The sequence below is a fragment of the Nonomuraea sp. NPDC048916 genome, assembly GCF_040649575.1.
Taxonomy (GTDB): Bacteria; Actinomycetota; Actinomycetes; order Streptosporangiales; family Streptosporangiaceae; genus Nonomuraea.
Genome location: NZ_JBEZFS010000011.1, coordinates 12,260 through 37,337, shown reverse-complemented (window position 1 = coordinate 37,337; position 25,078 = coordinate 12,260). Strand labels below are relative to the sequence as shown.

At 70.2% G+C, this 25,078-nt stretch carries 24 protein-coding genes and 1 tRNA gene; 8 read left to right on the top strand and 17 right to left on the bottom strand.

The window, feature by feature from the left end; translation table 11 throughout:
- Positions 1–158: 158 nt before the first annotated feature.
- Positions 159–380, bottom strand: a complete 222-nt coding sequence (locus tag AB0C16_RS13305) for a hypothetical protein (RefSeq protein WP_357682144.1) — start codon at positions 378–380, stop codon at positions 159–161.
- Positions 381–442: 62 nt separating this feature from the next.
- Positions 443–1,366 carry an oxidoreductase gene (locus AB0C16_RS13300; protein WP_357682142.1) on the bottom strand — a complete coding sequence of 308 codons (924 nt, stop codon included), beginning with the start codon at positions 1,364–1,366 and terminating at the stop codon, positions 443–445.
- Positions 1,367–1,931: 565 nt separating this feature from the next.
- Between AB0C16_RS13300 and AB0C16_RS13295 the strand changes: the two genes are divergently transcribed.
- Positions 1,932–3,461: a pentapeptide repeat-containing protein gene (locus tag AB0C16_RS13295; RefSeq protein ID WP_357682140.1), complete on the top strand. Its 1,530-nt coding sequence runs from the start codon at positions 1,932–1,934 to the stop codon at positions 3,459–3,461.
- A gap of 187 nt (positions 3,462–3,648) precedes the next feature.
- Here the strand turns inward: AB0C16_RS13295 and AB0C16_RS13290 are convergent, their stop codons facing one another.
- The 3 genes from AB0C16_RS13290 to AB0C16_RS13280 all read right to left on the bottom strand — a co-directional run bounded on the left by AB0C16_RS13290 (position 3,649) and on the right by AB0C16_RS13280 (position 5,635).
- Positions 3,649–3,981 carry a hypothetical protein gene (locus AB0C16_RS13290; RefSeq protein ID WP_357682138.1) on the bottom strand — a complete coding sequence of 111 codons (333 nt, stop codon included), beginning with the start codon at positions 3,979–3,981 and terminating at the stop codon, positions 3,649–3,651.
- A gap of 103 nt (positions 3,982–4,084) precedes the next feature.
- Positions 4,085–4,693 (bottom strand): TetR/AcrR family transcriptional regulator, encoded by a 609-nt coding sequence (locus AB0C16_RS13285; RefSeq protein WP_357682136.1) that lies wholly within the window; start codon positions 4,691–4,693, stop codon positions 4,085–4,087.
- Positions 4,694–4,702: 9 nt separating this feature from the next.
- Positions 4,703–5,635 (bottom strand): alpha/beta fold hydrolase, encoded by a 933-nt coding sequence (locus AB0C16_RS13280; RefSeq protein ID WP_357682134.1) that lies wholly within the window; start codon positions 5,633–5,635, stop codon positions 4,703–4,705.
- Positions 5,636–5,945: 310 nt separating this feature from the next.
- Here AB0C16_RS13280 and AB0C16_RS13275 point away from each other — a divergent pair, with 310 nt between their 5' ends.
- Positions 5,946–6,146: a hypothetical protein gene (locus AB0C16_RS13275; protein WP_357682132.1), complete on the top strand. Its 201-nt coding sequence runs from the start codon at positions 5,946–5,948 to the stop codon at positions 6,144–6,146.
- Positions 6,143–6,427, top strand: a complete 285-nt coding sequence (locus AB0C16_RS13270) for an NAD(P)-binding protein (RefSeq protein WP_357682130.1) — start codon at positions 6,143–6,145, stop codon at positions 6,425–6,427. Before AB0C16_RS13275 ends, AB0C16_RS13270 begins: the two co-directional genes overlap by 4 nt.
- Positions 6,428–6,704: 277 nt before the next feature.
- On the opposite strand, the gene AB0C16_RS13265 is transcribed toward AB0C16_RS13270, so the two are convergent.
- The 4 genes from AB0C16_RS13265 to AB0C16_RS13250 all read right to left on the bottom strand — a co-directional run bounded on the left by AB0C16_RS13265 (position 6,705) and on the right by AB0C16_RS13250 (position 11,851).
- The gene (locus AB0C16_RS13265; RefSeq protein WP_357682128.1) at positions 6,705–7,421 is read right to left on the bottom strand and encodes a Crp/Fnr family transcriptional regulator; all 717 of its coding nucleotides are present in this window, start codon (positions 7,419–7,421) and stop codon (positions 6,705–6,707) included.
- A 151-nt stretch (positions 7,422–7,572) separates the two neighbouring features.
- A complete protein-coding gene (locus AB0C16_RS13260; protein ID WP_357682126.1) occupies positions 7,573–7,758 on the bottom strand; it encodes a hypothetical protein in 186 nt (61 codons plus the stop codon).
- A 1,441-nt stretch (positions 7,759–9,199) separates the two neighbouring features.
- The gene (locus AB0C16_RS13255; RefSeq protein WP_357682124.1) at positions 9,200–10,498 is read right to left on the bottom strand and encodes an amidohydrolase family protein; all 1,299 of its coding nucleotides are present in this window, start codon (positions 10,496–10,498) and stop codon (positions 9,200–9,202) included.
- 168 nt (positions 10,499–10,666) lie between these two features.
- Positions 10,667–11,851, bottom strand: a complete 1,185-nt coding sequence (locus AB0C16_RS13250; protein WP_357682122.1) for an aminotransferase class I/II-fold pyridoxal phosphate-dependent enzyme — start codon at positions 11,849–11,851, stop codon at positions 10,667–10,669.
- A gap of 153 nt (positions 11,852–12,004) precedes the next feature.
- Between AB0C16_RS13250 and AB0C16_RS13245 the strand changes: the two genes are divergently transcribed.
- Positions 12,005–12,448 (top strand): Lrp/AsnC family transcriptional regulator, encoded by a 444-nt coding sequence (locus AB0C16_RS13245; RefSeq protein ID WP_357682120.1) that lies wholly within the window; start codon positions 12,005–12,007, stop codon positions 12,446–12,448.
- Between the two features lie 640 nt (positions 12,449–13,088).
- Here AB0C16_RS13245 and AB0C16_RS13240 read toward each other — a convergent pair.
- Positions 13,089–13,163, bottom strand: a tRNA-Val gene (locus tag AB0C16_RS13240).
- 452 nt (positions 13,164–13,615) lie between these two features.
- On the opposite strand from AB0C16_RS13240, the gene AB0C16_RS13235 reads away from it, so the two are divergent.
- On the top strand, positions 13,616–14,032 hold the full coding sequence (locus AB0C16_RS13235) for an SsgA family sporulation/cell division regulator (protein WP_189127954.1): 417 nt from the start codon (positions 13,616–13,618) through the stop codon (positions 14,030–14,032).
- Position 14,033: 1 nt separating this feature from the next.
- Here the strand turns inward: AB0C16_RS13235 and AB0C16_RS13230 are convergent, their stop codons facing one another.
- Positions 14,034–14,642: a DUF305 domain-containing protein gene (locus AB0C16_RS13230; RefSeq protein ID WP_357682118.1), complete on the bottom strand. Its 609-nt coding sequence runs from the start codon at positions 14,640–14,642 to the stop codon at positions 14,034–14,036.
- A 79-nt stretch (positions 14,643–14,721) separates the two neighbouring features.
- On the opposite strand from AB0C16_RS13230, the gene AB0C16_RS13225 reads away from it, so the two are divergent.
- A complete protein-coding gene (locus tag AB0C16_RS13225; protein WP_357682116.1) occupies positions 14,722–16,086 on the top strand; it encodes a hypothetical protein in 1,365 nt (454 codons plus the stop codon).
- Here AB0C16_RS13225 and AB0C16_RS13220 read toward each other — a convergent pair.
- The 4 genes from AB0C16_RS13220 to AB0C16_RS13205 form a co-directional block, all read right to left on the bottom strand.
- A complete protein-coding gene (locus AB0C16_RS13220; protein ID WP_357682114.1) occupies positions 16,080–17,696 on the bottom strand; it encodes a serine/threonine-protein kinase in 1,617 nt (538 codons plus the stop codon). The two genes, AB0C16_RS13225 and AB0C16_RS13220, sit on opposite strands and share 7 nt — an antisense overlap.
- Positions 17,697–17,793: 97 nt before the next feature.
- The gene (locus tag AB0C16_RS13215) at positions 17,794–18,624 is read right to left on the bottom strand and encodes an aminotransferase class IV (protein ID WP_357682112.1); all 831 of its coding nucleotides are present in this window, start codon (positions 18,622–18,624) and stop codon (positions 17,794–17,796) included.
- Positions 18,624–19,625 (bottom strand): chorismate-binding protein, encoded by a 1,002-nt coding sequence (locus AB0C16_RS13210; RefSeq protein ID WP_357682110.1) that lies wholly within the window; start codon positions 19,623–19,625, stop codon positions 18,624–18,626. Before AB0C16_RS13210 ends, AB0C16_RS13215 begins: the two co-directional genes overlap by 1 nt.
- A complete protein-coding gene (locus tag AB0C16_RS13205) occupies positions 19,601–20,518 on the bottom strand; it encodes a LysR family transcriptional regulator (RefSeq protein WP_357682108.1) in 918 nt (305 codons plus the stop codon). Before AB0C16_RS13205 ends, AB0C16_RS13210 begins: the two co-directional genes overlap by 25 nt.
- Before the next feature lie 58 nt (positions 20,519–20,576).
- Here AB0C16_RS13205 and AB0C16_RS13200 point away from each other — a divergent pair, with 58 nt between their 5' ends.
- Complete coding sequence (locus AB0C16_RS13200) at positions 20,577–21,731, top strand: Rid family hydrolase (protein WP_357682106.1); 1,155 nt, start codon at positions 20,577–20,579, stop codon at positions 21,729–21,731.
- A 38-nt stretch (positions 21,732–21,769) separates the two neighbouring features.
- Here AB0C16_RS13200 and hutH read toward each other — a convergent pair whose 3' ends face one another.
- Together hutH and AB0C16_RS13190 are read right to left on the bottom strand one after the other, a co-directional pair.
- Entirely contained in the window at positions 21,770–23,320 is a 1,551-nt protein-coding gene (gene hutH / locus AB0C16_RS13195) for a histidine ammonia-lyase (protein WP_357682104.1), read from the bottom strand.
- A 15-nt stretch (positions 23,321–23,335) separates the two neighbouring features.
- The gene (locus AB0C16_RS13190) at positions 23,336–24,049 is read right to left on the bottom strand and encodes a metalloregulator ArsR/SmtB family transcription factor (protein ID WP_357682102.1); all 714 of its coding nucleotides are present in this window, start codon (positions 24,047–24,049) and stop codon (positions 23,336–23,338) included.
- Positions 24,050–24,175: 126 nt separating this feature from the next.
- Here AB0C16_RS13190 and AB0C16_RS13185 point away from each other — a divergent pair, with 126 nt between their 5' ends.
- Positions 24,176–24,973: a metalloregulator ArsR/SmtB family transcription factor gene (locus AB0C16_RS13185; RefSeq protein ID WP_357682100.1), complete on the top strand. Its 798-nt coding sequence runs from the start codon at positions 24,176–24,178 to the stop codon at positions 24,971–24,973.
- Positions 24,974–25,078 lie beyond the last annotated feature (105 nt).

The window sequence follows — 25,078 nt, the reverse complement described above, 5'->3', positions numbered from 1 at the left end:
GAGATCATGGAAGTCCAGGCTCACCCTTTGCGAGGCTGATCGACGTTGGCATCCTCACCTCGTGATGCCACAGCAAAACGGAAAGCGGCCCGGCGCTGCCGGCCGGTACGCCAACAGCTGCTCAACCGCATCGACGAGCCGCTGGTGAAAGGGCTGAGTTAACGGTCGGCGGCCGGGAAATACCGGTCCAGGATGTCGGCCCACTCCGGCAGGACGACAAAACCGCCGTGGCCGTGGAACCGGCCAGCGGCGTGGATCTGCTGGACCAGCATGCCGTCTTCCGTCCACCTGGTGGCCACGTGGTCGTCGGTCATCGGGCCGGTGGCCTGGCAGGTCGGGCACAGACGGGCCTGGGTGCCGTGCTGGCCGGCGGTGTTCACCTCGGCGCGTCCGGCCGGTTACTGGTATGCAGGAGAGGCGGCACCCGACTCCCGTTGAACGGTCATATTTGCCGCGTTACCGGCAGGTTGTACGTGACACCGGTGAGGCGTTCGGACAACTGCCAGAGGCGCTGCGCCGTGACGGTGTCGTGGAGGGCGCGCTCGCGGGTGCGGCGCGTCGGTTCGCCGTGGATCTGCAGTGGCCCGTCGGGCACGATGTAGGCGCCTCCGGGCAGGTCGGGGACGGTCGCCGCGTACAGGGAGGTCTTCGCCCCCTCCGGCGTCGGGCGGAAGGCCACGCGCAGGAGCAGATGCACGGTGGCCAGGTATAGCCGTCCGCGGCCGCTGTGGACGCCACCGGTCAGCACGTTTGAACGGGTGAACCCAGGCTCGACGGCCATGCTGCGCAGCCTCAGCCCGGCGGCGTCCACCCTGCGCTGCAGTTCCATGGCGAAGTGGAGGGTGGCCCGCTTGGTCCGCCCATAGTGGAACGCCGGGCGATAGGAGCGTTCGGCGTTGAGATTGTCCAGGTCGAAGCGGGCGAAGCGGTGCGCCATGCTGCTGACGGCGATCACGCGTGGGTCGGGCGTGGCGAGCAGGTGCGGCAGGAGCAGGCCGGTCAGGGCGAAGGGGCCCAGATGGTTGACGGCGAACTGGGATTCGAACCCGTCGGCGGTCAGCGCGTACGGCACCATCGCGATGCCGGCGTTGTTGACCAGCAGGTCCAGCCGGTCGTGGTCCCACGCCGCCGCGAACTCGCGGATGGAGGCCAGGTGGGATAGGTCCACGTGGCGCAGTTCCAGGCGCGCCTGCGGCACCTCCTCCCTCATGCGGGCGAGGGCGGCCCGGCCGCGTTCGGGATCGCGGCAGGCCAGCACGACGTGGGCGCCGCGGCGCGCCAGCTCGCGGGCCGTGACGAATCCGATGCCGCTGTTGGCCCCGGTCACGACCGCGACTCGGTCGGACTGGTCGGGAATGTCGCTCAAGGTCCAAGGGGGAGGGGTGCCCATGGTTGTCACCTCACGGGGGATGCCGATACGTGCCATGGAGCATGCCCGTTTTTCGGGCGTGGCGTCGTTCATGTCCAGGATGAAGCGGCGTGATCAGTTGGTCATAGTGGGCCGTCTGATGCGCATATCGCATGTTCCGGAAATCCGCGGAGAAGGCCGGCCACATCGACGCCCTGTGCCGGCCGGGCGTGCTCAGCGTCGCGCGACGTCGTGGCCGACGGCGAGCCGGACCCGGCACGCGAGAACGACGCCGATCAGGTGCTGGCCATCTACCAGGCCGGGCTGGACACCGGCCCGGCCGGCTTCGAGACCACCGCCCCGAGCTGGGAGGGCTTCACCGCGGCCAAGCTGCCCCACCCGCGCTACGTAACCTGCGACACGAGCACCGGCCAGGTGCTCGGCCGGGTGGCCGCCTCGGCGGTCTCGGCCTGGCCGGTCTACGCCGGATTGGCCCTCGTACCGATGGACAGCCCCCGAGGGAATGCGCTGCAGTTGACCTATGATGCGGTGGAGAGGACGACCTGGGCGTGGAAAGGTCGGGGTGGCCCTGCTGGTCGCGGCGGTGACGATGGCCGGGGCCGCGCTGCCGGCGGAACGGGCCGGAGCACCGGAGATGGCCCCCTACGTCCCGGTCTGGGGCGTATTCATCCTGGCAGCCGTGGTGCTGGCCGCGACCGGTCTGGGTCTGGCTCTGGGCAAGCCCCGGCGGCATGGACGTGCGGAGCTGCGCGTGCTGTCGTGGTCATGGGTACTGACCGGGGTCATGCTCATCGTCGTCTCCATGTGGGGCTCCACAGCGGTGCTGCTGGCTCTGGCCGACACCGCGCCGGACGCCGCCAAACGGGTCGAGCTGCGACTGGACGCGGTCAAGACCGGCCTGACTGTGGGTGCCGGCGCCGCCGGGCTGGTGGCGCTGCTGCTGGGGGTGCGCCGTCAGTGGCTGGGCGAGCGCACTCAGGCCTACCAGGAATACGACGCGACCGAGAAGCGCGTGACCGAGCTGTACACCAAGGCCGCCGACCAGCTCGGACACGAAAAGGCCGCGGTGCGTCTGGCCGGGCTGTACGCCCTGGAACGCGTCGCGCAGCACAATCCCGAGCACCGGCAGACGATCGTGGACGTGATCTGCGCCTATCTGCGCATGCCTCCCGCCCTCACCGAACCCACACAGGCACAGCCTGCCCAGGACGACGACGGTCCTCCGGGCCGGACAAGGCCGGATGATCGGGAACAGGAACTCCGGGCGCTCGTCGACCCTCAGGAGCTTCAAGTCCGCATCGCGGCGCAGCGGATCCTCCGCGATCATCTACGCTGGAGCCGATCCGAGCAGTCGCCGCCCGCCACCTTCTGGCCCGGCATCGACCTCGACCTCACCGGCGCGTGGCTGGTGAAACTGGACCTGACCGACTGCCGGATGCGCTGGGCCGGATTCGGCAGCGCCACCTTCGAGGGGTTCGCCCGCTTCGACCGGGCCACCTTCGGCGGCAGGACCATGTTCGCAGGAGCCGTCTTCACCGGTACGGCCGACTGGGAGACCGCCAACTTCAAGGCGGGCTTCCAGGAGGCGCTGTTCGAGGGTGAGACGGTGTTCCGGGAAACCGTCTTCGCCCAGCGGGCCGACTTCCGGGGCGTGACCTTCACGGGCACCACGCTCTTCGATCAAGCCGTCTTCAAGGGTCTGGCCGTCTTCCGCCGTGCCCGATTCACGGCCGAAGCGCTTTTCAGCGGAGCCACGTTCGCCGGCGAGGCAGTCTTCCGGGAAGCGCAGTTCACCGGCCCCACCTCCTTCCGGGACGCCGCCTTCGCCACCGCGCCCGCTTTCTGGGAGACCCAGGTGCACGCCGCTTCCGGCGTAACGCGCAGCTGGCCCCCAGGCTGGCGCGAGGTCCCCTCCCCCGACGGCTCCGGCTCCACCCATCTCGTCGACGACGCCATCCCCGCTGATGCGCCATCCATTCCTGATAACACGGTGCCGTCAGCGAACGCACCCGGTGTGCTCGATGGGTGCTCGCACGCTCCGGACTACACCGCCGATACCCGGCACAACCCGTCACTGAAATCAGCCGAGTAACGACGGAGCAGCATCGAACAACAGTTATAGATTCGGCCCCACCGCGGTCCTGGTGGCCGAGATCGGCGAGGGCCGCCGCAGCTGGGCGCCGGTCCACATCTCGCGCTGCGCGGCGGCCATCCGCGGTTTCCATCGGATCTCCACGCGGTCGGGTCTCCCCGTCCGGTCAACTCGCCCAGGGTGCTGGTCACCGCCCGGCGATAGGCGTCTTCGATGAAGGTGGCCGACGGCCGCATCGTCGAGCTGACCGTCCAGTGCCCGAGCAGTTGCTGGATGGCCACCAGGTCCACGCCGGCGCTCGTAGTTGTGGGTGGCGCACGCCCAGGCGCAGCGCATGCGGGCTGAACCACTCTTCCTGCGGCAGTCCCTCCAGCTGCATGAGATAGCGCAGCCGGTTACGGATGGTGCCGCGATGCAGCGCCCCGCCAGACTCATCGGCGAACAGCACCGGCGAGTCGGGGAAGCGGCCGCGCACGTCGTTGAGGAACCAGCGCAGCACCAGGTCCAACCCGTCCAGCATGGGCACCCACCGCGGCCGCGGCCCGGAGGTGTGAGCGCCCTTGCCGAAGCGGACATGCAGAATACCGCTGGCCATGCCCCTCAACCGCAGTGGTCCGGCTGGGTCAAGCCGCTGCCGGTCCGAACAGGCGGTCCAAGTGGTAGTCGATGATCGCGGTGGCGGCCTCGTGGCTGCGCTGCCCGCTGAGGACACTGGAGGTCAGGCCGTTGACGAGAGCCAGAAGGCTGGCGACTTCGGTGCGCGGGTCACGATCAGGGGCGATGTCCCCGGCCTGCTGCGCGGCGGTCAACCGTACGGTGAGGAAGTTTTCCAGTCCGTTGGGCAGGGTGACCCCGACCGCGGCGAGCGCCGGATCGGTGAGGGCGGCGGTGTAATAGGCGGTCCAGGCCATAGAGTCCAGTTTGCTCTGCTCGTCGAAGGACAGGATCGTGCCGAGGACGGCGGCGAAAACGCCTCGCGGTGTCAGCTCGCCCGCGGCAGCGGCGGCCCGCTGCTTGACCCGGCGGTCCATGCGGGCGCCCAGCTCGGTGAGGCCGGACTCGAGCAGGGCCTGCTTGTTCGTGAAGTAGTACTGGACGACGCGCAGCGAGACCCCGGCCTCGGCGGCGATCTCACGCATCGATACGGCCTGCAGGCCGCGGGTGCTGGCGATGCGCAGCAGCGCCTCGGTCAACTGGCGCCGCCGCTCATCATGATCCACCTGTCGGGGCATGGCCGTTTCCTACCTGTTGTCGGTGCTGTGCTTCGGCGTTGCGATGCCGGGCCGCGCCTGGCCGGGAAAGGTGAGGATCCGCTCGGCGACCAGGTCCGGAGCCTCGACGGGCAGCGAGTGTCCGGTGCCGGGCACGATCTCCACGCGCCAGGACGGCGCGATGTCGGCCAGCCTCGCGGCCACCGCTTGCGCGTCGTGCAGCGTGCTGCGGGCGCCCAGCAGCACCTGTACGGGCACGGACAGCTCGCGTATCTGCTCGTCGGTGTAGGCGGGCGGGATGAGCACGCGCCGACGGAAGGACCAGCCGGCCCGCATCAGGCTCACCAGCCCATCCTCGCGCAGCAACCCGTTGTCCACTACGCCGGCCATGCGGTGTCGCAACCTACGAGGAAGCATGGAGGCGATGGCGCCGGCAGCGGCCCACCGGACGAACCGCCCGGTTATCGGCGCGAAGCCGCCCGGGTCCACCAGCGTCAGCGCCGCGACCCGGCCGCCCCCGCCGAGTTGCTGTTCCACCGCGGCCCATACCGCGGTCAAGCCGCCGGAAGAGAAGCCCGCCACGTGTGCGCGCTCGGCTCCGACTGCGGCCAGGACGTCGGTGAACCAGCCGCCGACCTCGGCACTGGTCGCGAGCGTCCGCCTCTGAACCGAGCGGCCTGGCTCGCCGAGCGGGTCGACGGCAAGGACCAGACGCGTGCGCGCCAGCGGCTCGATGTAGCGGTGCCAGGTCAGCGCGTTCCCGCCGGCACCGGCCACGAGGACCACGGGATCCCCCTCGGCGGGCCCGGCCCGGTGGATCCGCACGCTGCCGGCGCGGGTCTCCACGTCGATGGCGTCCACCGGCACCGGCCACAGCTCGCCGAGCACTCGGTCGTAGACGGCGTAGTACTTGTCGCGGGCAGAGTCGCTGGTGAAGGCGGACGGTCGGTCAGGAATGCGCATGATGGCCCCATCTCTCGAATGGATACAGTCGTATCCTAACGGGTGGCCGGCGAGGCCGCGACCGCAAATCACCATCGGAACTCACCCTTGCCCAGCACCTGCGAGCCGCCACCGAGAGCCAGGAAGGCTGACGGCCGATCAGTGGAGCCGCTCGCCGGGGCCCCGCACGCTGGTCACCTCGGCGATCACGCTCGGTTGCGGCAGGTGTGCGGTCGCCTCGCGCCTACCCGTTCGCGTGGGTGAGTTCGTAGCCCGCCTCTTCGACGGCGGCGCAGTGTCCGCAGGTCATGCTCGCACCATGTACTACCGGATGGCCGACGACGCCTGGCAGGCGGTGGTGCGGCAGCAGGTGGCGGGGATCGCCTCGTTCCTCGGCATCACCCGCCAGGGCCTCGATCTGGTCGGCCCCGACGACGAACGGGCTGCACGCGTCCGTCAAGCGCACGCCGCCTTCGCGTGGATGGCCAAGGTGTTCGAACAGGCCCCACCGCTGGACAAGGAGGATTCATGACTGGCCACGCGATCGTGATCGGGGGCGGCATCGGCGGTATGGCCGCCGCCGTCGCCCTGCGCCGCATCGGCTGGCAGGTGGATGTGCTGGAGCGCGTGCGCGCCTTCGGCGAGGTGGGCGCCGGCCTGTCGCAATCGCCCAACGCGATGCGCGGTTCCGCCTGGACATGGAAACCCGGCTCGACGTCACTGCGGCGTGAGCGGATCTCCGGCGGGTCAGCGCGCTGGTCCTGGCAGGATCCAACGACTAACCCGAGCCTGTGCTGCCTGCCAGTTCCGTAAGCCGGCGTTCGAGGAAGCGCCGTTCGGCGCCGCCATGCGCTACGTCAAACCCGGAGCGGAAGTCATCGCCAAGGTCACGGAGGTCCTGGCACCCCGACGCCGTACCCACTGATCAACCGAGTGGCGGCTTGCCGGAGCTATAGGAGTTCCGGGCCACGTAGCTAGGCGCGTCCGCGCGGCACTCTGGTGTGCTCGATCGCCGGCGTCCCGCACGCCGACCCGGACGGCCGCACCGTCTGGATCACCCGCCGGACGCTGGATCGCTGGAGTTCGGAATCTAGAGCTGCAGGCCCGGCGGCAGGTCTGCGTCGTCACCCAGAACGCCCTGCTCCGTCAGCGCCGGCGGTGTGAATGCCCGCCATAGCGGCCCAGCCTGGTCCTCACACGGTGGGTAGGAGGCCAAGGTAAGCAGTGCCTTGGGGTGCAGGATACGGATGAGGGAGTAGCCGGTCTCGATCACGTGCTGGGTGCGCCAGCTGGCCAGGGTGCGCGCCACCGCTGAGGGGCTGGCGCCGATCCAGGCCGCCAGGTCGGCTTGGGACAGTGGTGGTGCCAGCGCTGGGCCGTGGGGGGTGGGCCGTTCGCCGAAGCGGCGCCGCACATGCAACAGCAGCCGGGCCAGGCGCGTGGCGACGTCCAGACGGCCGCTGGTGTGCAGGGAGGCCAAGGCGTGCTGATGCTCGCCGCTGAAGATCGTCAGCAGCTGCTGAACGGCGGGCGCGCGCTTCACGCCGGGAATCACCTCGCGGGGGATCTGCAGGATGCGGCCCTTGGTCAGCACGTGCGCCCGGATCGGCGCCGTGGGGCCAAGCCAGGGCGGCGGCTCGGGAGCCAGGGCGTGCAGGGGGCTGACGACGTCGCCGGGCCCGGCGACGTCCAGGACGCTGTAGGACCCGTCGCCTTGGCCTACGCGCAGGCATACCCAGCACTCCTCCAGCGCGATGGTCAGACATTCCCCCACCGTCCAGGAGTGGTCGGTGTAGACCCAGCGCACGTCTCCGACCTTGAACAACGCCCGGCGGCTGGCAGGGGGCAGGAGGTCCCAAAGACCGGGCCAGCCCGCTGGTGCCGCTCGCGAGCCGCTTGCCCTCCTTCGGCTTCCCGCCCCGCCCGCTCTCAACATCAACATCGACATGTCGGAGGGCTCAAACGGTGTACAGCGCGATGAGAACCGCCGGGATGGCGCCCAGGATGATGGCAAAGGCCAGCAGCGCCCGTACCAGGGCGCGAGGCGCGGTGACCGCCATCCGGGTGGCGGCGTAGCCGGCCATGGCGACGATGACGATCGCCACGACCGCGCCCACGATGACCATGACCGTGGTGTTACTCATGAAGGATTACCTCACCGGTAGTCGATGTCCGTCTCTTCCGCGCACGCGTCCAGAGCCGTCCTCGCCTTTACCGGCCCCGGTCTGGACGCGCGCGCCCGTCCTCTTCGTCGAGCACTTTCACACGCATACAAGAGCGGTAAAACCCTTGCAGAGGCGACCATAGAGGTAGGGCAACACCAAGGGCCAGCACGAGAAGAACCGCGCCAACGTCACAAAAAAGCCGACCTCGACCTGCGGTAATGTGAAGCCACTATGGCGCACGACATGAAATTCGGAAGATTATTTATCATCCGAGTAGTACGGCTTTCTCCTCGGGGTTAAAGGGTTTCTTCCACTTCTTCGCAGCCTCGATGCTGAAATCGACGAGTCAGCGTTAATGGATGCGCTGATGTCCCCAACTCTTCGTCGAGCACTGGAAGCTCAGCACCCGGGAGGTGCAGGACTGGGGGTGGTAGCCCAACCCTGCGCCTCCCTCCATTCCTCTCTATCGAAACGGGCGCGGTAGGCAGCTCGCCGAGCTCCCCCGCCGTACCGCGTCGGTGGCCGCCGGCATCGCCAGCGCGGCCCGCAGCCACCGCTCCACCGCCCGCCGACTACCGCAACGCCGCCCGGATTGCCGGTCTCGCTCACGACCGCTGAGCCACCCGGTCGACCCGGGCCGCCGGGTCTGCACCCGGGCTCGTACGCGCACACCCGCGCGACTAGGCGCGTGGGCGCCAGCGCGCGCTCGCGTTCTACAGCAGCTCAGGTCAAGGAGGCGGCTAGGGCTGCGCTCGCATCAGGTAACTCGCGATCAGCAGCGCGAGGGTGACGAACCCCGCGAACCCACCGGCTCCGACCAGGATGGCCACTGCTACGGGAGCGCCTCCGAGCCAGGCCAGGCCGCCGCCCACCAGGGCTACGCAGGACCCGGACCTGATTGACAGCTACTGGGGTCGCGGGAGGAGTGGCTGCGGCGCTACACCACGCGTGGGCTGACCTTCCCACGGTGCCCGTCGCCAAGGAGGCAGCCGCTGCGCCACCCGAGGCCAGCGTGGCACCGGCCGCCAGCACGCAGAGCGCCGCGCCGGCCGCCCCTGCGCCGGCCGCCCCTGCCAGACCTGAACGATCCCAGGGCCTGGCCGCCGCTGCCGGTCAACGCCATGCCCTCCATGGCGTTGACGTTGAACTCCCCGGCTCGGAGTACAGCCCCGGGGTCGAGGAACAACGGGACAGTCATTAACGGTGAGATGGATCACGGTACAGATGGTCACCGCGAGCGCGCTGTCGCAGGTCGCCCACGCCAAGGCCGGTCCGTTGAAGCCGCCAGGCCCGAAGAAGTCGGCGTCCGCGCCGACGATGAACAGCACGGCGACTGCGGCCAGGCCGCCACGCAGCCACACCCATCCGACGCGGGCGTCAACCTCTCCGGCCACCGTTCTGACGTGCCAGCCAAGTGCTCCTACTCCGATTCCGGCCGTGGGCGCCATGTGCCGTCGAGCGGAATGCCGGCGGCCGCCGCGATCCGGTTGCGTGATTCGACCAGTCGGGTCCTCAGCGCCGCCAAGTCCACGCCCACCAGCACGCCGTCGCGTTTGACCACGCGGCCGGCGACGAGGACGGTGTCCACCAGGCCGGGATGGCCGGCGCTGACGATGGTGGCGACCGGGTCGGTGACCGGGAACACGGTCAGGTCGTCGGCGCGCAGAAGGATGATGTCGGCGTCCTTGCCGGGCGTGATGCTGCCCGTTCGGGCGTCGAGCCCGCACGACTGGGCGGCATCGACGGTGGCGAACTCCAGCAGGTCCCGGGAGCGCAGGCCGCCGTCCAGGCCGCGCTGCACGGCGAAGGCGGTACGCATCGTGGAGAACATGTCGCCGCCGACCGACGGGACGTCGTCGATGGACAGCGTCGGGCGCAGGCCAGCGGCCAACGCCCGGCCGGTCATCGGCGATCCGAATCCCATCTTCAGCTCGACGTCCGGGCTGATCGACACCGAACTGCCCGCGTCGGCGAGCATCCGCAGCTCTTCGTCGCTGATCCCGTTGGCGTGCACGAACGTGGTGGTGTCCCGCAGCAGACCGTGCGCGCGCAAATCGGCGACCGGGCGCTGCGTCCCGCCGGCGTCGATATGCAGGCTGGTGCGCAGGCCGAGTTCGGCCGCCAGCTTCAGCTCCCGGGCGACGGTGCCCATGCTGGTGTCCTCGGGTCCGCGCAGCCCCAGCGCCATGGTGACCAGGCCGTCCCCGGCCAGGTCGGAGCGGACGCGGCGGATCTCGGCGTCGACGGGGTCGGGGGTGCCCCATCCGGCGCCAAGGCAGAAGATCGACCGCCCCGGCGCGTCCCGCAGCGCGGCGACGGCGGCGTCCTCGTGCTCGTGGCTCTGCGCGACGTGGTACCAGTCCAGCATCGTGGTCACGCCGGAGTGCAGGGCCTCCAGGCGGCCGAGCAGGGTGCCCGCATAGACGTCCTCGGGCTGATAGTGGGGTTTGACCGTGCCGTGCATGGCCACCGCCCACTCGGGGAACGTCCAGTCCGCGCCGACGCCTCGGAACGCGGTCTGCCAGGTGTGGCGGTGGTTGTCGACGAAGCCGGGCATGACGATCCGGTCGGTCGCGTCGATCACCTCGGCGTCCGGCGCGTCGACGCGCTCGGCCACCTCGACGATCACGCCGTCCTCGATCAGCACGTCACCGCGGTCGAGATCGCCGACAGCCGGGTCCATGCTGACCACGGTGCCGCCAGTGAGCAGGGTCTTCATCGCATCTCCTGGAGGCTGGAGACCCCGTCCTTCAGGGCGGGGAGGAAAGCCGGAGTAATGCCATTATATCGAACACCCATTCGATATTTGGCTGATCTTGCAGTACGGTGTGCGGCCTGGCGCAGATCGTGAAGCGGGCTTACAAATACCGCTTCCGCAAACGGTCGCTCAGGTGGTCGCAGCTTCGGCGAGCACCGCGTCGGCCGCGGCGAGCGCGTCGGCGACCAAGTCGGCCGTGTCCTCCGTGCCCGCGGCCAGCCGGACCAGGCCCAGCGGAACCGATTCCGCGATCTGTTCCTCGCTGAGCATCCCGCGCCACATGGACGCCGGATGCACGGCCAGCGATTCCACGCCGCCGAGGCTGGCCGACCGGCGGGGGTAGCGCAGCCGGCCGAGGAAGGCGTCGGCCATCTCGAAACCACCGGCGAACTCGATGCCGAGCACCCCGCCGAAACCGCTCATCTGGACGGCGGCCAGCTTGTGCTGCGGGTGGGTCGCCAGACCGGGATAGTGCACCTTCGCCACTGCTGGATGCTCGTTCAGCGCCTCCGCGAGCGCCAGGCCGTTGGCGTTGTGCCGCGGCACCCGCAGCGGCAGGGTGCGCATGCCGCGCAGCAGCAGCCACGCGTCGATCGGGCCGAGCGTGGCACCGGTGAGCAGGCCGACGTCCCAGATTCGGTCCAGGATCTTCGCCGGCCCGGCCAGCACTCCGGCGGAGACGTCCGAATGGCCGTTGAGGTACTTGGTCGCGCTGTGCCAGACCAGATCGATGCCGAAGTCCGCCGGTCGCTGGTTCAGTGGAGTGGCGAAGGTGTTGTCCGCCATGGTCAGCACGTTGTGCGCGCGGGCCAGGTCTGCGACGGCGCGCAGGCCGGTGATCTGCAGCAGCGGATTGCTCGGGGATTCCACCAGGATCAGGCGGGTCTGCGGGGTCAGTGCCTTCGCGAACGCCTCCGGGTCGGTCTGGTCCACCAGGGTGGTCGACACGCCGAGGCGCGGCAGCAGGTTCAGCAGCACCGACGCCGTGCCCCCGTAGGTGGACTTCTGCCCGATGACGTGGTCACCGGCGGACACCAGGGCCAGCACGGCCGTGGTGAGCGCGGCCATCCCGGACGCGGTGACCATGGCCGCCTCGGTGTTCTCCAGTTCGGCGACGACGGTGGCGACCTGTGCGTGGTTCGGGTTGCCGAAGCGGGTGTAGAAGTCCTTGCCCCGCGGGTCGACGGCGACCTGCGCGAACGTCTCCGCGTCCTCGGCCGAGAACGTCGCCGTCTGGTAGATGGGCGGTGCCACGGCACGGCTGGGATGGACTTCGCGATCGGCGTGAACGGTGATGGTGCTCTTGCCCGGCATGGCTGGCCTTCCGTGGACCGTCGGTGTGACTCCAAGAAGCGTGGCCGACCGACGCTCCGATGTGACCGGATCTCAGCAACTTTGGCAGCAAATTGCGCTCAGAGCAGGCGCACGATTGTGGTAGCCAAGCCTTGGGAGCAATAATCTGCCGCCATGGATGAGGTAGACCGGTCGATTCTGGCCGTGCTCGAACAGCACGGTCGCATCAGCAACACCGAGCTCGCCGCCCGGGTCGGGCTGTCGCCGTCACCCTGCCTGCGGCGCGTGCGTCAGCTGGAGGAAGCCGGGGTCATCCGCGGTTACCGGGCGCTGATCGATCCCGCCGCGGTCGGCCGCAGTCTGCGGGTGTTCGCGGGTGTCCGGCTGATGCGGCACACCCGCGCGGACGTGATCGCGTTCGAGCGTGGGGTCACCCGGCTGCCCGAGGTGGTCGCCTGCCACCACATCACCGGCAACTTCGACTATCTGCTCCAGGTCGAGGTGGCCGACCTGCCCGCCTATGAGGACTTCCACGCCAACCAGTTGGCCACCCTGCCCAGCGTGGCCACGGTGACCAGCTACGTCAGTATGAAGACGCTCTCCGCCGACACCACATGACGGTCCCGTCCCGACGCCGGTGGTCCGGCGCATGGATCGCCGCGTAGCTCGGGGTCGATACTGGCAACTGTCGCGCGTTGTCGTTCCCCTAGACCCTACTGGTGACGTTCCGTGCTTCTCGGCGGCGTAGCGGTTCAGCCGCGGAACCCGCGGAAGACGCCGTCCGCATCGGCGCTCTCGGCGAACTCGCCGAAGTCCATGTTGGCGATGGAGAGGTTGGCATGAATCGTGGGGAGCTCGGAGGGGACGGCTGGTATGCGGGCGCCTACACCGCGCGGCGCCTCTGGCCGCCGTCGTCTGGCACTACCGCGCCACCGGCCAGCCCATCACCAGTGACTCATCGTTCACGACATCAAGCGATGCGGGGCCTACCCATTCAGGCTACTTCTCGGGACCTTTACGTTGTAGATCAAAGCAGAACTTGGATCCTGGTACGAGTCACGCACGACGAGTGAGCGCCAACGAAGGCAGGCCAGTTGAACATCACCGATCGCTTCGATGGCGATGAGAGTGCCGGGACCCGCCGCCCCGTGACGGTCCGACAGAGTGAGTGACGGCCGGGGCCACGGTCCAACGACGGTCCAGGCAGCGCAAAGGCCGGCCCCTCCGATGGAGGACCGGCCTCTGACCTGCTGCAACATGGTGGGCGATACTGGGATCGAACCAGTGACCTCTTCGGTGTGAACGAAGCGCTCTCCCGCTGAGCTAATCGCCCGCCCTGTGCGACACCTCGCGGTGTCGACGGGAAAACCATACCGCACTCTGGCACCCGCTGGCGAAGCGTGACGGGCCTCGGGTGAGGCGGCGGCCGGCGCGGGGTAGGGATTCGAGTGAAAGGCGGTGGTTGCCCATCGGCGTAGGGGCTCGTTGGCATACCATCGAGCTGTTCCGGTAGGCGCTCCTCGTGATCCTTTCTCCAGAAACGTTCATGATGGGGCCGACCGGGACTGGCTCGACAACTCGCAAAACCCTCGCAAATACAACCCGATTGATGCCGTTTAGCCAGGTAGATGCCTAAATGTCCAGCTGTGATATGCGTTACAGAAGGCCCCAGTAGCGGAATCTTTCCTACGGGTTTCTTCGTTCCGCGTCATAGCTCAGGACGAAGTCCGTCAGAGCAGTGAAAGCCCCGAAGAGGGGACCTACGACGAAAAGGTTTGGCTGACGATGAACAGCACCACCGTCTCCGCCGAGCTTGGCCTTCGGCTTGTGGTCCCCGACCGTACTACCGTCCCCCTGCTCGCCGGACTGAGCTACACAGCCGACGACCCGTACGCCATCCGCATGGCCTTCCACGTAGGGAACGACGAACCGGTCGAGTGGATCTTCGCCCGCGAGCTCCTCACCGTGGGCATCGTGCGGCGTGTCGGCGACGGCGACGTGCAGGTCTGGCCCGCACGCGCCGACGGCGAGCGCACCCTGCACATCAGCCTGACGTCACCGTTCGGGCAGGCGCTCTTCGAGGTCCCGCTCGCCCCGCTCACCGAGTTCCTCCATCGCACCTACGAGAAGGTGCCCGCGGGCCGCGAGGTCGACTTCATGGACCTCGACGCCGAGCTGACGAACATGCTCTGGCCGTCCTGACCTACTTCGGAAGCGAGTCCAGCGCCCGGCGCATCCGGGCGATCTCGATGCTCTGACCCGAATACACGTCCCTGGCCAGCATCCGCATGGCCTGGTCACGGCCGTCGGCCAGTTGCTCCCCCGCCATCTTCAGCGCGCCCTCGTGATGCCTGATCATGAGCTCCAGGAACATGCGGTCGAAGGCCGTGCCCCGGGCCGCGCGCAGCGCGTTCATCTCCTCCAGCGTGGCCATGCCGGATCCGGCCGGGCCGTGCGCGTGGTCGGCGGGCACCGGGCGGCCGAGGGCCGACAGCCAGGATGACATGAGGGTGATCTCGGGCCGCTGGGCGACCGCGATCTGCTCGGCGAAGCGCCGGATGCCGGGCGTGGTCGTCCGCTCGGCGACCAGGCCGGTCATCTCCAGTGCCTGCCGGTGATGCGGGATCATGCCCTCGGCGAATCGGACATCGGCCGCCTCCGGCTTCGTGACGCCCTGGCCGATGCGTTCGCCGGGTGTGGCCGTACGTGCCGGACTACCCGGACCCTGTGGGACGATCACCGGTGCGTCGGTGCCGATCGGGGCCGGCCGGTCCGGCTCCTGAGCGCAACCGGCCAGTACGAAAATCGCCACAACCGTGACAATTGGCGTGCGCGATCGGAATCGTACTGACATAGCTTCCATACTGGGCCACAAGACTAGGGGTGCGTGCGTGATCTCTGCGAAGGTACGGGGGGCGGCGTTGTGCGCGGTTTTTCTGCTGGTTGCCGCGTGTGGTGGAGGGCCGGGAGCGGCCGAGCCGACGTCGCCGGGCACCGGCACGGCGCCTGAGACGGGCAGCCCCGCCGCCGAGGGTGACGTGATGACGAGCGACAACGTCAAGCTGGTCGCCAATCTGCCACGCACCGCCCCGCTCAACAACGAGATGGACTGGAACACCGACCTGGCGTTCCAGGGTGACTACGCGTTCGTGGGCAACTTCGGCGGGTTCTCGATCTACGACATCAGCGACCCGACCGCGCCCAAGACGGTCAGCCAGGTCGCCTGCCCGGCTCAGCAGAACGACATCTCGGTCTACGGCGACCTGCTGATCCTGTCGGTCGACCAACCGCGCAGCGACGAGACCTGCGCCTCGACCGAGACGCGCGCCTGGGAAGGGCTGCGCATCTTCGACATCAGCGACAAGAAGAACCCGCAGTACGTCTCCGCGGTGCGCACCGACTGCGGCTCGCACACCCACACGATGGTCCCGAAGGGCGAGACGCTCTACGTGTACGTCTCCTCCCCCGGCCCCGAGCCGGACTCGACGACCTGCCCCGAGCCGCACGAGGTCATCCAGGTCGTGAAGATCCCGACCGACGACCCCAAATCGGCGGCGATCGTGTCCAAGCCGGACATCTTCCCCGAGCAGCAGCGAGGCGCGGCCGGGTGCCACGACATCACCGCCTACCCGGAGAAGAACCTGGCCGCGGCCGCCTGCTTCGGCGACGGCGTGCTGCTCGACATCTCCGACCCGGTCCAGCCCAAGGTGCTGCAGCAGATCCGCGACGAGGCGAACTTCCAGATCTGGCACTCGGCGACCTTCAACAACGACGCGACCAAGGTGGTCTTCGGCGACGAGCTGGGCGGCGGCTCCCTGCCCACCTGCGACAGCCACACGCCGCAGACCAAGGGCGCGAACGCGATCTACGACATCGTCGACGGCAAGCTGGAGCGGCGCGGCTACTTCAAGATGCCCCGGCAGCAGCAGAAGAACGAGAACTGCGTGGCCCACAACGGCTCGCTGATCCCGGTGCCCGGCAAGGACGTCATGGTGCAGGCGTGGTACCAGGGAGGCGTGTCGATCTGGGACTTCACCGACTCGTCCGCGCCCAGGGAGATCGGCTACTTCGAGCGCGGCCCCTTCGAGGAGGACGGCGTGGCGGGGTCCTGGTCGGCCTACTACTACAACGGCTACATCTACTCCAGCGACATCCGTAAGGGCCTGGACGTCATCTCCATCGACGATCCCCTGACGGATCCCGCCAAGAAGGTCAAGATGAAGGACTTCAACGTGCAGACGCAGCAGTCCTACTGAGGCGCCTGGATCGTCCCGGTCCGCCACTTGCCATAGGTGGTCGTGAACGACGAGGTGACACGGGTATTGGAGTTGAGCGCACGCCAGGAGAAGTCGAACAGGACCGGTCTGTCATGCGCATCCAGCCGCAGCTTCCAGGTGATCTGGCTGTCGCCGAGCTGCTCCGAGGTCCACCCTCCGGTGATCTCGGACAGCTTGTCCTGTACGACCGCGGGGGCCGTGTCGGCGACCAGAGACCCGGAGTAGACCCGCTCGGCGCCGCTCACCCGGGGCGTGAGGTTGATGAGGTCCAGCATGACGCCGATCCCGCTGGTCACCGGCACCATCGTGGCGAACTCGAACGCGGCCGAGTCCTGCTCTCCGGTCACCCGCCGCCCGTTGAGGTAGGTCGCCTGGTCGTCCGCCGTCTCGATGAACACCACCTGGGCGGTCTCGCCTTCGGAGGAGGCCCGCATGCTGAAGTCGGTCGCGATCATGCCCTTGGTCCCGTAGGCGAGTTGGCCCTTCGCCGTGCCGTAGAAGGCGCTCTGGCTCAGGCCGCCGTCGTAGGAGAAGTCGGCCATCGAGGTGACGGTGACCGCGGCCTCGACTGCGGCGACCAGCGCCGCCGGTCTGGCGGGCGGCGGGCTGGCGGGCGGCTGTTCCGTCTCGGTCGCGGACGGGCGTGACGTCCCCGCGGAGGGACTCGGAGTGACCGAGGGCGGCGGGGTGGTCGCGGTGCCTGCCGGGGAGTCACCGGGTGCGCCGAGGACGGCCTGGCGCCACAGCAGCGCGCCGGTCACCGCCACCGCCGCGGCGGCGGCCCCGGCGCCGAGGAGCACGCTCCGGCGCGAGACGCGCGACGAGCCGGCCGCCGTGGCGCCCCGCCTGAGGACGTCCACCTCGCCGCCGGGCCGGTCCTCCCCGAGCAACTCCAGCAGCACGTCACGGGCGGCGGGCCGCTCCGCCGGGTCCTTGGCCAGGCTCCGGGCGACGACCCCGCGCAAGGGCTCGGCGAGCCCGGTCAGGTCGGGCTCGGCCCGCATGATCCGGTAGGCCACCGCCGCGATCGTGTCGCCGCCGAACGGCGGGCGGCCGGTGGCGGCGAACACCATGGTCGAGCCCCAGGCGAACACGTCGGCGGCCGGGCCCGCCGGCTCGTCGGCGAACTGCTCCGGAGCCATGTAGGGCGGTGTGCCGACGAGCCCGCCGCGGGTGGCGGTGAGCCCGGTCAGCCGGGCGATGCCGAAGTCGATGACGCGCGGCCCGTCGGGCGCCATCAGCACGTTGGCGGGCTTGAAGTCGCGGTGCACGACGCCCGCCCGGTGGATCGCGGTCAGCGCGGTGGCCGTGCCGATGGCCAGCCGGGTCAGGGCCGCGCCGCCCAGCGGGGCGACGGCGGACAACGGCGGGCCGTCGATGTATTCGCTGACGACGTACGGAGGGTCGTGGTCGAGGTCGGCGGCGATCACCCGGGCGGTGCAGAACTCGGCGACCTGGCGGGCGGCTGCCAGCTCCCGGGCGAAGGAACGGTCGATGCCGCCCGTCATGACCTTGATCGCCACATGTTCGCCGCCCGGAGCCTCGCCCAGGTAGACCACGCCCTGGCCGCCCTCGCCGAGCCTGCCCACGATGGTGTGATCGCCTAATCGCCCGGGGTCTCCCGGGCGAAGCCCGCCGGCAGCCAACTGAGCCTCACCTTCCACGAAAAAGTGCGGCCACGGTATCTCAGGGGTTGAGGTCGGCGGCGGAGCGTTCGGCGAAGATCCGCATCGCCTTGGCGGTGATCGGGCCGGGCGCGATCGGCAGCTCGGTCTCGTCGACCAGCCTGATCGGCTGGACGTCGCGGGTGGTGGAGGTGAGGAACGCCTCCTCGGCCGTGTAGAGCTCGGCCAGCGGCACGTCGACCTCCTCGCCGCCGCACCACTCGAGCACCAGCGCCCTGGTCACGCCGGCCAGGCAGCCGGACTCGAGCGTCGGGGTGAGCAGCCGGCCGTCGCGGACGACGAAGATGTTGGAGCCGGTGCCCTCGCAGAGGTCGCCCGCCAGGTTGCCGAAGATCGCCTCGCCGCCGCCGCGGGCCTTGGCGTGGGCCAGTGCCTTGGCGTTGTCGCCGTAGGAGGTGCTCTTGACCCCGGACAGCGCGCCCCGCTCGTTGCGCGGCCAGGGGACGACGGCGACGTTGGCGGTGCCGGGGAACGGCTTCTGCTCGTCGACGATCACCACGGAGGTCGTGCCCTGGTCGCCCCGGTCGGAGCCGAGCGGGCCCGGGCCGCTGGTGTAGGTGATGCGGATGCGGCCGAGCGCCCAGTCGGGCGCGGCGTCCAGGCACTTGCCGACGCCGTCGGCGATGGCCTCGACGTCGGGTTCGGGCAGGTCCATGCGCTGGGCCGAGACCTTGAGCCGGTCGAGGTGCCGGGTGAGCGCGAACGACCGGCCGTGAACGATCTTCACGGTCTCGAACACGCCGTCGCCGACCATCAGGCCGTGGTCGAACACCGAGACCGTGGCCCGCGAGGGGTCGATCAGTTCCCCGTTGACCCAGACAGGGATAGTCATCAATTGCCTCCTGAGGATGCCAGTGAGATGAGCCTGGACGCTTTCAGCTCGGTCTCCAGCCATTCACGCCCGGGGTCGCTGCCCCACGTGATGCCCGCGCCCGTGCCGAACCGGATCTCTCGAGCGGAGATCCAGAAAGTGCGGATGCCCACGGCCAGCGCCGCCCGGCGACGGTCGGCGTCGACCCAGCCCACCGCCCCACAGTACGGCCCCCGGGGCTCCGCTTCGAGTTCATTGATGATGCGCAAGGCGGATGATTTGGGCGCTCCGGTCACGGAGCCGGGCGGGAACGTGGCCGCGAACAGCTCCGGCCAGCCCGCCCCGGGCGCCAGCCGGGCTCGTACGGTCGAGACGAGGTGGACCAGGCCCGGATGCTCCTCCACCGCGCAGAGCTCCGGCACCTCGACGGAGCCGACGGCCGCGACCCTGCCGAGGTCGTTGCGGACCAGGTCGACGATCATGACGTTCTCGGCGTAGTCCTTCTCCAGGAGGTCGCCGGCGGTGACGCCGGTGCCCTTGATCGGCCTGGACTCCACCACGTCGCCGTCGCGCGACAGGTAGAGCTCGGGCGAGGCCGACACCACGCTGAGCCCGGGCACCTGGATCACGGCGGAGTAGGGGGCCGGGTTGCCGGCGGCCAGGCGGGCGGCCAGCGCCAGCGGGTCGGCGTCGTCGGAGACGGGCGCGGTCAGCACGCGGCACAGGTTGGCCTGGTAGACCTCGCCCCGCTCGATGTGGTCGCGGATGGCCCGGACGCCGCGCTCGTAGGCGGCCCGGTCGAGCGAGCTGCGCCACCGGCCGGGGCTCGGGCCGCGCCAGGGCCGCCGGGGCTCGGGCAGCGGCGCGGGACGTACGCGGTCGAAGCGGGCGCACGTCACCTTGCCCTCGTAGTCGACCACGACAGCCCACCAGCCCTCGCCGTCGAGGGCGGCGAGGTCGGTCGTGAGGTCGCGCAGGCCCGTGGCGAGAAGACCGGCTACATGGGCGAAACCGTCGAGCACGCCTCCCATTCTCCCAGCAACCTGACGAACTCCAGCGCCGCCGGAAGTGGTGTTCGCGGCAGTGCCGCGTAGACCCTGCGCGCGGGAGTCCGTCCCCGCAGTGGCCGCAGCACCAGATCGGCGGGAACGGCCCGCGCCGCCAGCTCCGGCACGAGCGTCACCCCGAGTCCGGCGGCGACGAAGCCGAACTTGCCCGTCCATTCGGCCACCCGCAGCCCGGTGCGCGGGGTGAACCCGGCCGCGGCGCACGCGGTCACCAGCAGCGTCGGCTGCCCGCCCTGCGCCGCCTCGATCCAGCTCTCCTCGGCCAGGTCGCGCAGGTCGAGGGTGTCGTCCCCGGCCAGCGGGTGCGTGCGCGGCAGCGCGACCAGCAGCCGGTCGTCGCGCAGCGGCACGATCCGGCCGCCCTCGACCGGCAGCCCCGACGGATAGTCGCTGATCACCGCGACGTCGAGGGCGCCCGCGTCGAGCAGCTCCATCAGCCGTCCGGTCAGCCCCTCGACCAGCCTCAGCTCGACCTCCGGGCGCCGCTCGGCGAAACGCCGCAGCGCGCCCGGCACGAGGTCGACGTTGGCCGTGGCGAACGCGCCCACCCGCAGCGTGCCGCCGCTGCCGCCGTGGATGGCGGCCAGCTCCTCACCCGCGCGTTCGAGCCGGTCGAGCACGGCCACGGCGTGCCGGTGCAGCGACACTCCCGCGGGTGTCAGGCGTACGCCTCGGGCCAGGCGCTCGAAGAGCGGCCCTCCGGCGGCGCGCTCGAGCGTGGCCACGCGCCGGGAGACCGCCGACTGGGTGTAGCCGAGCAGCTCGGCGGCGGCGGTGAACGACCCGCTCCTGGCCACCTCGTCGAGGAGGCGGAGCGCGCCGGCGTCCAAGGCATTCACATTAATCATGGCTGGCATGCAATCTAGTCGTTGGTGGAATACCACGCATCCCGCTTCAATGAGGCACGTGATTGCATTTCTTGGACAGGGACGCATGGGCGTCCCCATGGCCCGGCGGCTCGGCGAGGCCGGGCACGAGGTGACGGTGTGGCGGCGCGGCACGGGGGTCTCCGTCGCCGAGGCAGTGGCCGGGGCCGACCTGGTCATCACCATGCTGCGCGACCCCGCCGCGGTGCGCGAGGTGCTGGCGGCGGCGCTGCCGGGCCTGCGGCCGGGGGTGACGGTGGTGGAGATGTCGACGATCGGGCCCGAGGCCGTGCACGAGCTGCGCGCGCTGCTGCCCGCGGCGGTCGGGCTGGTCGACGCGCCCGTGCTGGGCAGCGTCGGCCCGGCGGCGGAGGGCACGCTGACCGTGCTGGCCGGAGGCGACGTGTCGGGGTGCCGGGACGTGCTGTCGGTGTTCGGCGCGGTGCGCGAGACGGGGCCGCTCGGGTCGGGCGCGGCGCTGAAGCTCGCCGTCATGAGCGCGCTCGTCCCGGCCCAGGTGCTGCTCGCGGAGACCTTCGCGTACGGCGAGGCGCACGGCGTGTCCGGCGAGGCGCTGGCGGACGTGCTGGCGGGCACCCCGCTGGGCGCCCTGTCGGAGCGGCTGCGGACTCCCGCCGGGCAGACCCGCTACGCGCTCGGGCTGGCGGCCAAGGACCTCGCGCTGGCCGCCTGGGACGGGGCGACGCTGGCCACGGCCGCCAGGAAGCGCCTGCAGGAGGCCGAGACGGCCGGGCTGGGCGACCGCGACCTGACGGCGATCGCCGGGCAGGTCATGGGCCGGCCCGCGCGCCGGACGGTCCCGCTCAACCCGCCCACCGTGCCCGCGACCAACGGCGCCTACTCGCACGCGGTCCGGGTCGGCGACATGCTGTACGTCTCGGGGCAGGCCGCCTTCGACGAGCGCGGCGACGTGGTCGGCGAGGGCGACATGGCCGCCCAGTCGGAGCACATCTTCCAGTGCGTGTCGCGGATTCTCGCCGACCAGGGGGCGATGTTCGAGGACATCGCCTTCATCAGGTCGTACGTCACGGACATGGACAACCTGATGGAGTACCGCCGGGTGCGCCAGAAGTATCTCACCGGCCCGCCCCCGGCCAGCACCACCGTGGAGGTGTCCCGGCTGTTCAAGCCGGGACTGCTGCTGGAACTGGACCTGATCGTCGCCCTGCGCTGACCCGGTCAGGCGAGGGGGCGGCGATCCCCTCGCCTGATCTACGCGAGCGGGCCGGTGACCGATTCGGCCGCCGCGACCACCGAGCCGTCGGCCACCAGGCGCACGGCCGACTCGATCTCCGGAGCGAGGAACCGGTCGGGGCCCGGCCCGGGAACGGCCTCGCGCAACGCCTTCACCACCGCCGCCGTCGCCGGGGCGGGTCGCAGGGGGGCGCGCAGGTCGAGCGCCCGGGCGGCGGTGAGCACCTCGACCGCCAGCACGCGGGTCAGCCCGTCGACCGATCTGCGCAGCTTGCGGGCCGCCGACCAGCCCATCGAGACGTGGTCCTCCTGCATGGCCGAGCTGGGGATCGAGTCGACGCTGGCGGGCACGGCCAGCCGCTTCATCTCGGAGACGATGGCCGCCTGGGTGTACTGGGCGATCATGTGGCCGGAGTCGACGCCGGGGTCGTCGGCCAGGAACGCGGGCAGGCCGTGGTTGCGGGCCACGTCGAGGAAGCGGTCGGTGCGGCGCTCGGACATGGAGGCGAGGTCGGCGGCCACGATCGCGAGGAAGTCCAGCACGTACGCGACGGGGGCGCCGTGGAAGTTGCCGTTGGACTCGACGCGGCCGTCGGCGAGCACCGCGGGGTTGTCGACGGCGCTGGCGAGCTCCCAGCCGGCGACGTTGGCCGCGTGGGCGATCGTGTCGCGGGCGGCGCCGGTGACCTGCGGGGCGCAGCGCAGGGAGTAGGCGTCCTGGACCCGGGTGCAGGCCTCGGGGTCGCGATGGCTCTCCATCACTCCGGAGTTTTCCAGAATTTCCACCATATTGGCGGCCGACAGGGCCTGGCCCGGTTGCGGCCTGAGCGCCTGCAGCTCGGGGGCGAAGACGCGGTCGGTGCCGAGCAGGGCCTCGACGCTCATCGCGGCGCTGACGTCGGCGGTCCGGACGAGCCTGGTCAGATCGTGGATGGCGAGGATGAGCATGCCGAGCATGCCGTCCGTGCCGTTGATCAGCGCGAGGCCCTCCTTGGCGGCCAGCTCGACGGGCTCGATCCCGGCCTGCTTGAGCGCCTCGGCCGCGGAGACGAGCTGCCCGGACGCATCGCGGACGACGCCCTCGCCCATGAGGGTGAGCGCCACGTGCGCCAGCGGCGCCAGGTCTCCGGAGCAGCCCAGGCTCCCGTACTCGTGGACGACCGGCGTGATGCCCGCGCTGATCAGCGCGGCCAGGGTCTTGGCGGTGGTCGGCCGGATGCCGGTGTGGCCGGTCGCGAGAGTGTGCAGGCGCAGCAGCATGAGCGCGCGCACCACCTCGGTCTCGACCTCCGGCCCGTTGCCCGCCGCGTGCGAGCGCACGAGCGAGCGCTGGAGCTGTGCGCGCAGCGCCGGGTCGATGTGCCGGGTCGCGAGCGCGCCGAACCCGGTGGAGATGCCGTAGGAGGGCGTCGCGCTCTCGGCCAGCTCGTCCACCCGCTGCCGCGCCGCCGAGACGGCCGCCATCGCGTCGTCGGTCAGGCGCACGGCGGCGCCGTGACGGGCCACCCGGATGACGTCGTCGAAGGTCAGGGGTTCCGGTCCGACGTTCACGACCTCGATGTCGCGCATGAGCTTCACTCCCGCTTAGGTAACTGGCGTATGCGATGTTAGCTCCTTACTGGAGAACAGCTTCGCCAGCCCTCCCCTTCCCTCGTCCGTGAGGACCACCGCCCTCGGAACCGTCCCCCGGACGTACCAGCCGCGCTCGAGGAGCACGCCGGTCAGAGCCGCGCCGAGGGCCCCGCCGAGATGCGATCTACGCTCGGTCCAGTCGAGGCATTCGGGCGCGAAGCGCCGCCTGGCCCGGCGGGCCGCGGCCACGTCCACGCCGAGCCCCGACAGCAGTCGTTCCCCCTCGGCGGTCAGCTCGCCGTCCCGCCAGTGGCCGCCCTCCCTGAGCCGGTCGAGCAGCAGCACGCCGGCCCGTCCGGCCAGGTGGTCGTAGCAGGTGCGCGCCTCCTCCAGCAGGCGCGCCTGCCGTGACTGGCGCAGGGACCGTACGGGAGGCCGGGCGCTCATCCGGGCCAGCACCTCCAGCACCTCGGCGACCTCGTGCCCGGCCAGGCGGTAGTAGCGGTGGCGGCCCTGCCGTACGACGTCCACGAGCCGGCCGTCGAGCAGGCGGGACAGGTGGGCGCTGGCGGTGGCCGCGCTGACCCCGGCCAGCCTGGCGAGCTCGCCGGCGGCGAGCGCCCGGCCGCCGAGCAGGGCGGTCAGGATGGCGGCCCGGGTGGGGTCGGCGATGAGCGCCGCCACCGGGGCGATGTCGGCGTCGCGTGCGACGTGCTCCACTCCCATGTTCCGACGCTAACGCACAGACGTTTCGCCACCGGTCTAAGCGTCTTTGCGCGCCCTTGACAGGCAACCGATAGGTTGCTTGAATCCCCATATGCATCCAAACGGTTGCCCGATCCGGTGAGCTCCATGGACGCGGTGTTCAAGGCCCTGGCCGACGCCAGCCGCCGCCAGCTGCTCGACAGCCTCAACCGGCGCAACGGCCAGACCCTGCGCGAGCTGTGCGCGGGGCTGGACATGTCCCGGCAGGCCGTGACCAAGCACCTGTCCGTGCTGGAGACGGCCGGCCTGGTGGAGACGGTCAGGCGTGGCAGGGAGAAGCTCCACTACCTGAACGCCGCGCCCATCAACGAGATCGCCGAGCGGTGGATCGACCGCTACGACCGCGAGCGGGCGCACGCGCTCGCCGACCTGAAACGAGCCCTGGAGGGCACCGCCATGTCCGAGACCACGTTCGTCTACATCACCTACATCAAGACCACCTCCGAGCGGTTGTGGGAGGCGCTGACCAACCCGGCGTTCATCAGCCGCTACTTCGACGACTCGGGCCCGAGTTCCGACTGGACGCCGGGCGCCCCGATCGCCTGGAAGGCCGACACGGGCGGCGAGTTCAAGGACTGGGGCCAGCGGGTGCTGGAGGCCGAGCCCGGAAAGCGGCTCTCCTACACCTGGCACAACTACGAGCAGGAGCTGGCCGACATGTTCGGCTGGAGCGACGAGAAGCTCGCCGAGCTGAGGAAGGAGCCGATCTCGACGGTGTCCTTCGAGATCGAGCCCGCCGGCCAGGGCACGGTCAAGCTGACCGTGACCCACGACGGCTTCGCCCCGGACAGCGAGATGCTCAAGGGTGTCAGCCAGGGCTGGCCCGGCATCCTGTCCAACCTCAAGACCCTGCTGGAGTCGGGCGAGACCCTGTCCTTCGGCTGACGCCCCAAGTCCTCCGGCTGACGCCCCGAGTCCTTCGGCTGACGCCCCGAGTCCTTCGGCTGACGCCCCGAGTCCTCCGGCTGACGCCCCGACACCGTCCGGCCG

Coding starts and splice junctions, on each gene's coding strand:
- AB0C16_RS13290 (WP_357682138.1), bottom strand. CDS start 3,981: ATGCTGGACGGGTTGGACCTGGTGCTGCGCTGGTTCCTCAACGACGTG.
- AB0C16_RS13285 (WP_357682136.1), bottom strand. CDS start 4,693: ATGCCCCGACAGGTGGATCATGATGAGCGGCGGCGCCAGTTGACCGAG.
- AB0C16_RS13280 (WP_357682134.1), bottom strand. CDS start 5,635: ATGCGCATTCCTGACCGACCGTCCGCCTTCACCAGCGACTCTGCCCGC.
- AB0C16_RS13275 (WP_357682132.1), top strand. CDS start 5,946: ATGGCCGACGACGCCTGGCAGGCGGTGGTGCGGCAGCAGGTGGCGGGG.
- AB0C16_RS13270 (WP_357682130.1), top strand. CDS start 6,143: ATGACTGGCCACGCGATCGTGATCGGGGGCGGCATCGGCGGTATGGCC.
- AB0C16_RS13260 (WP_357682126.1), bottom strand. CDS start 7,758: ATGAGTAACACCACGGTCATGGTCATCGTGGGCGCGGTCGTGGCGATC.
- AB0C16_RS13255 (WP_357682124.1), bottom strand. CDS start 10,498: ATGAAGACCCTGCTCACTGGCGGCACCGTGGTCAGCATGGACCCGGCT.
- AB0C16_RS13250 (WP_357682122.1), bottom strand. CDS start 11,851: ATGCCGGGCAAGAGCACCATCACCGTTCACGCCGATCGCGAAGTCCAT.
- AB0C16_RS13245 (WP_357682120.1), top strand. CDS start 12,005: ATGGATGAGGTAGACCGGTCGATTCTGGCCGTGCTCGAACAGCACGGT.
- AB0C16_RS13235 (WP_189127954.1), top strand. CDS start 13,616: ATGAACAGCACCACCGTCTCCGCCGAGCTTGGCCTTCGGCTTGTGGTC.
- AB0C16_RS13215 (WP_357682112.1), bottom strand. CDS start 18,624: ATGACTATCCCTGTCTGGGTCAACGGGGAACTGATCGACCCCTCGCGG.
- AB0C16_RS13205 (WP_357682108.1), bottom strand. CDS start 20,518: ATGATTAATGTGAATGCCTTGGACGCCGGCGCGCTCCGCCTCCTCGAC.
- hutH (WP_357682104.1), bottom strand. CDS start 23,320: ATGCGCGACATCGAGGTCGTGAACGTCGGACCGGAACCCCTGACCTTC.
- AB0C16_RS13190 (WP_357682102.1), bottom strand. CDS start 24,049: ATGGGAGTGGAGCACGTCGCACGCGACGCCGACATCGCCCCGGTGGCG.
- AB0C16_RS13185 (WP_357682100.1), top strand. CDS start 24,176: ATGGACGCGGTGTTCAAGGCCCTGGCCGACGCCAGCCGCCGCCAGCTG.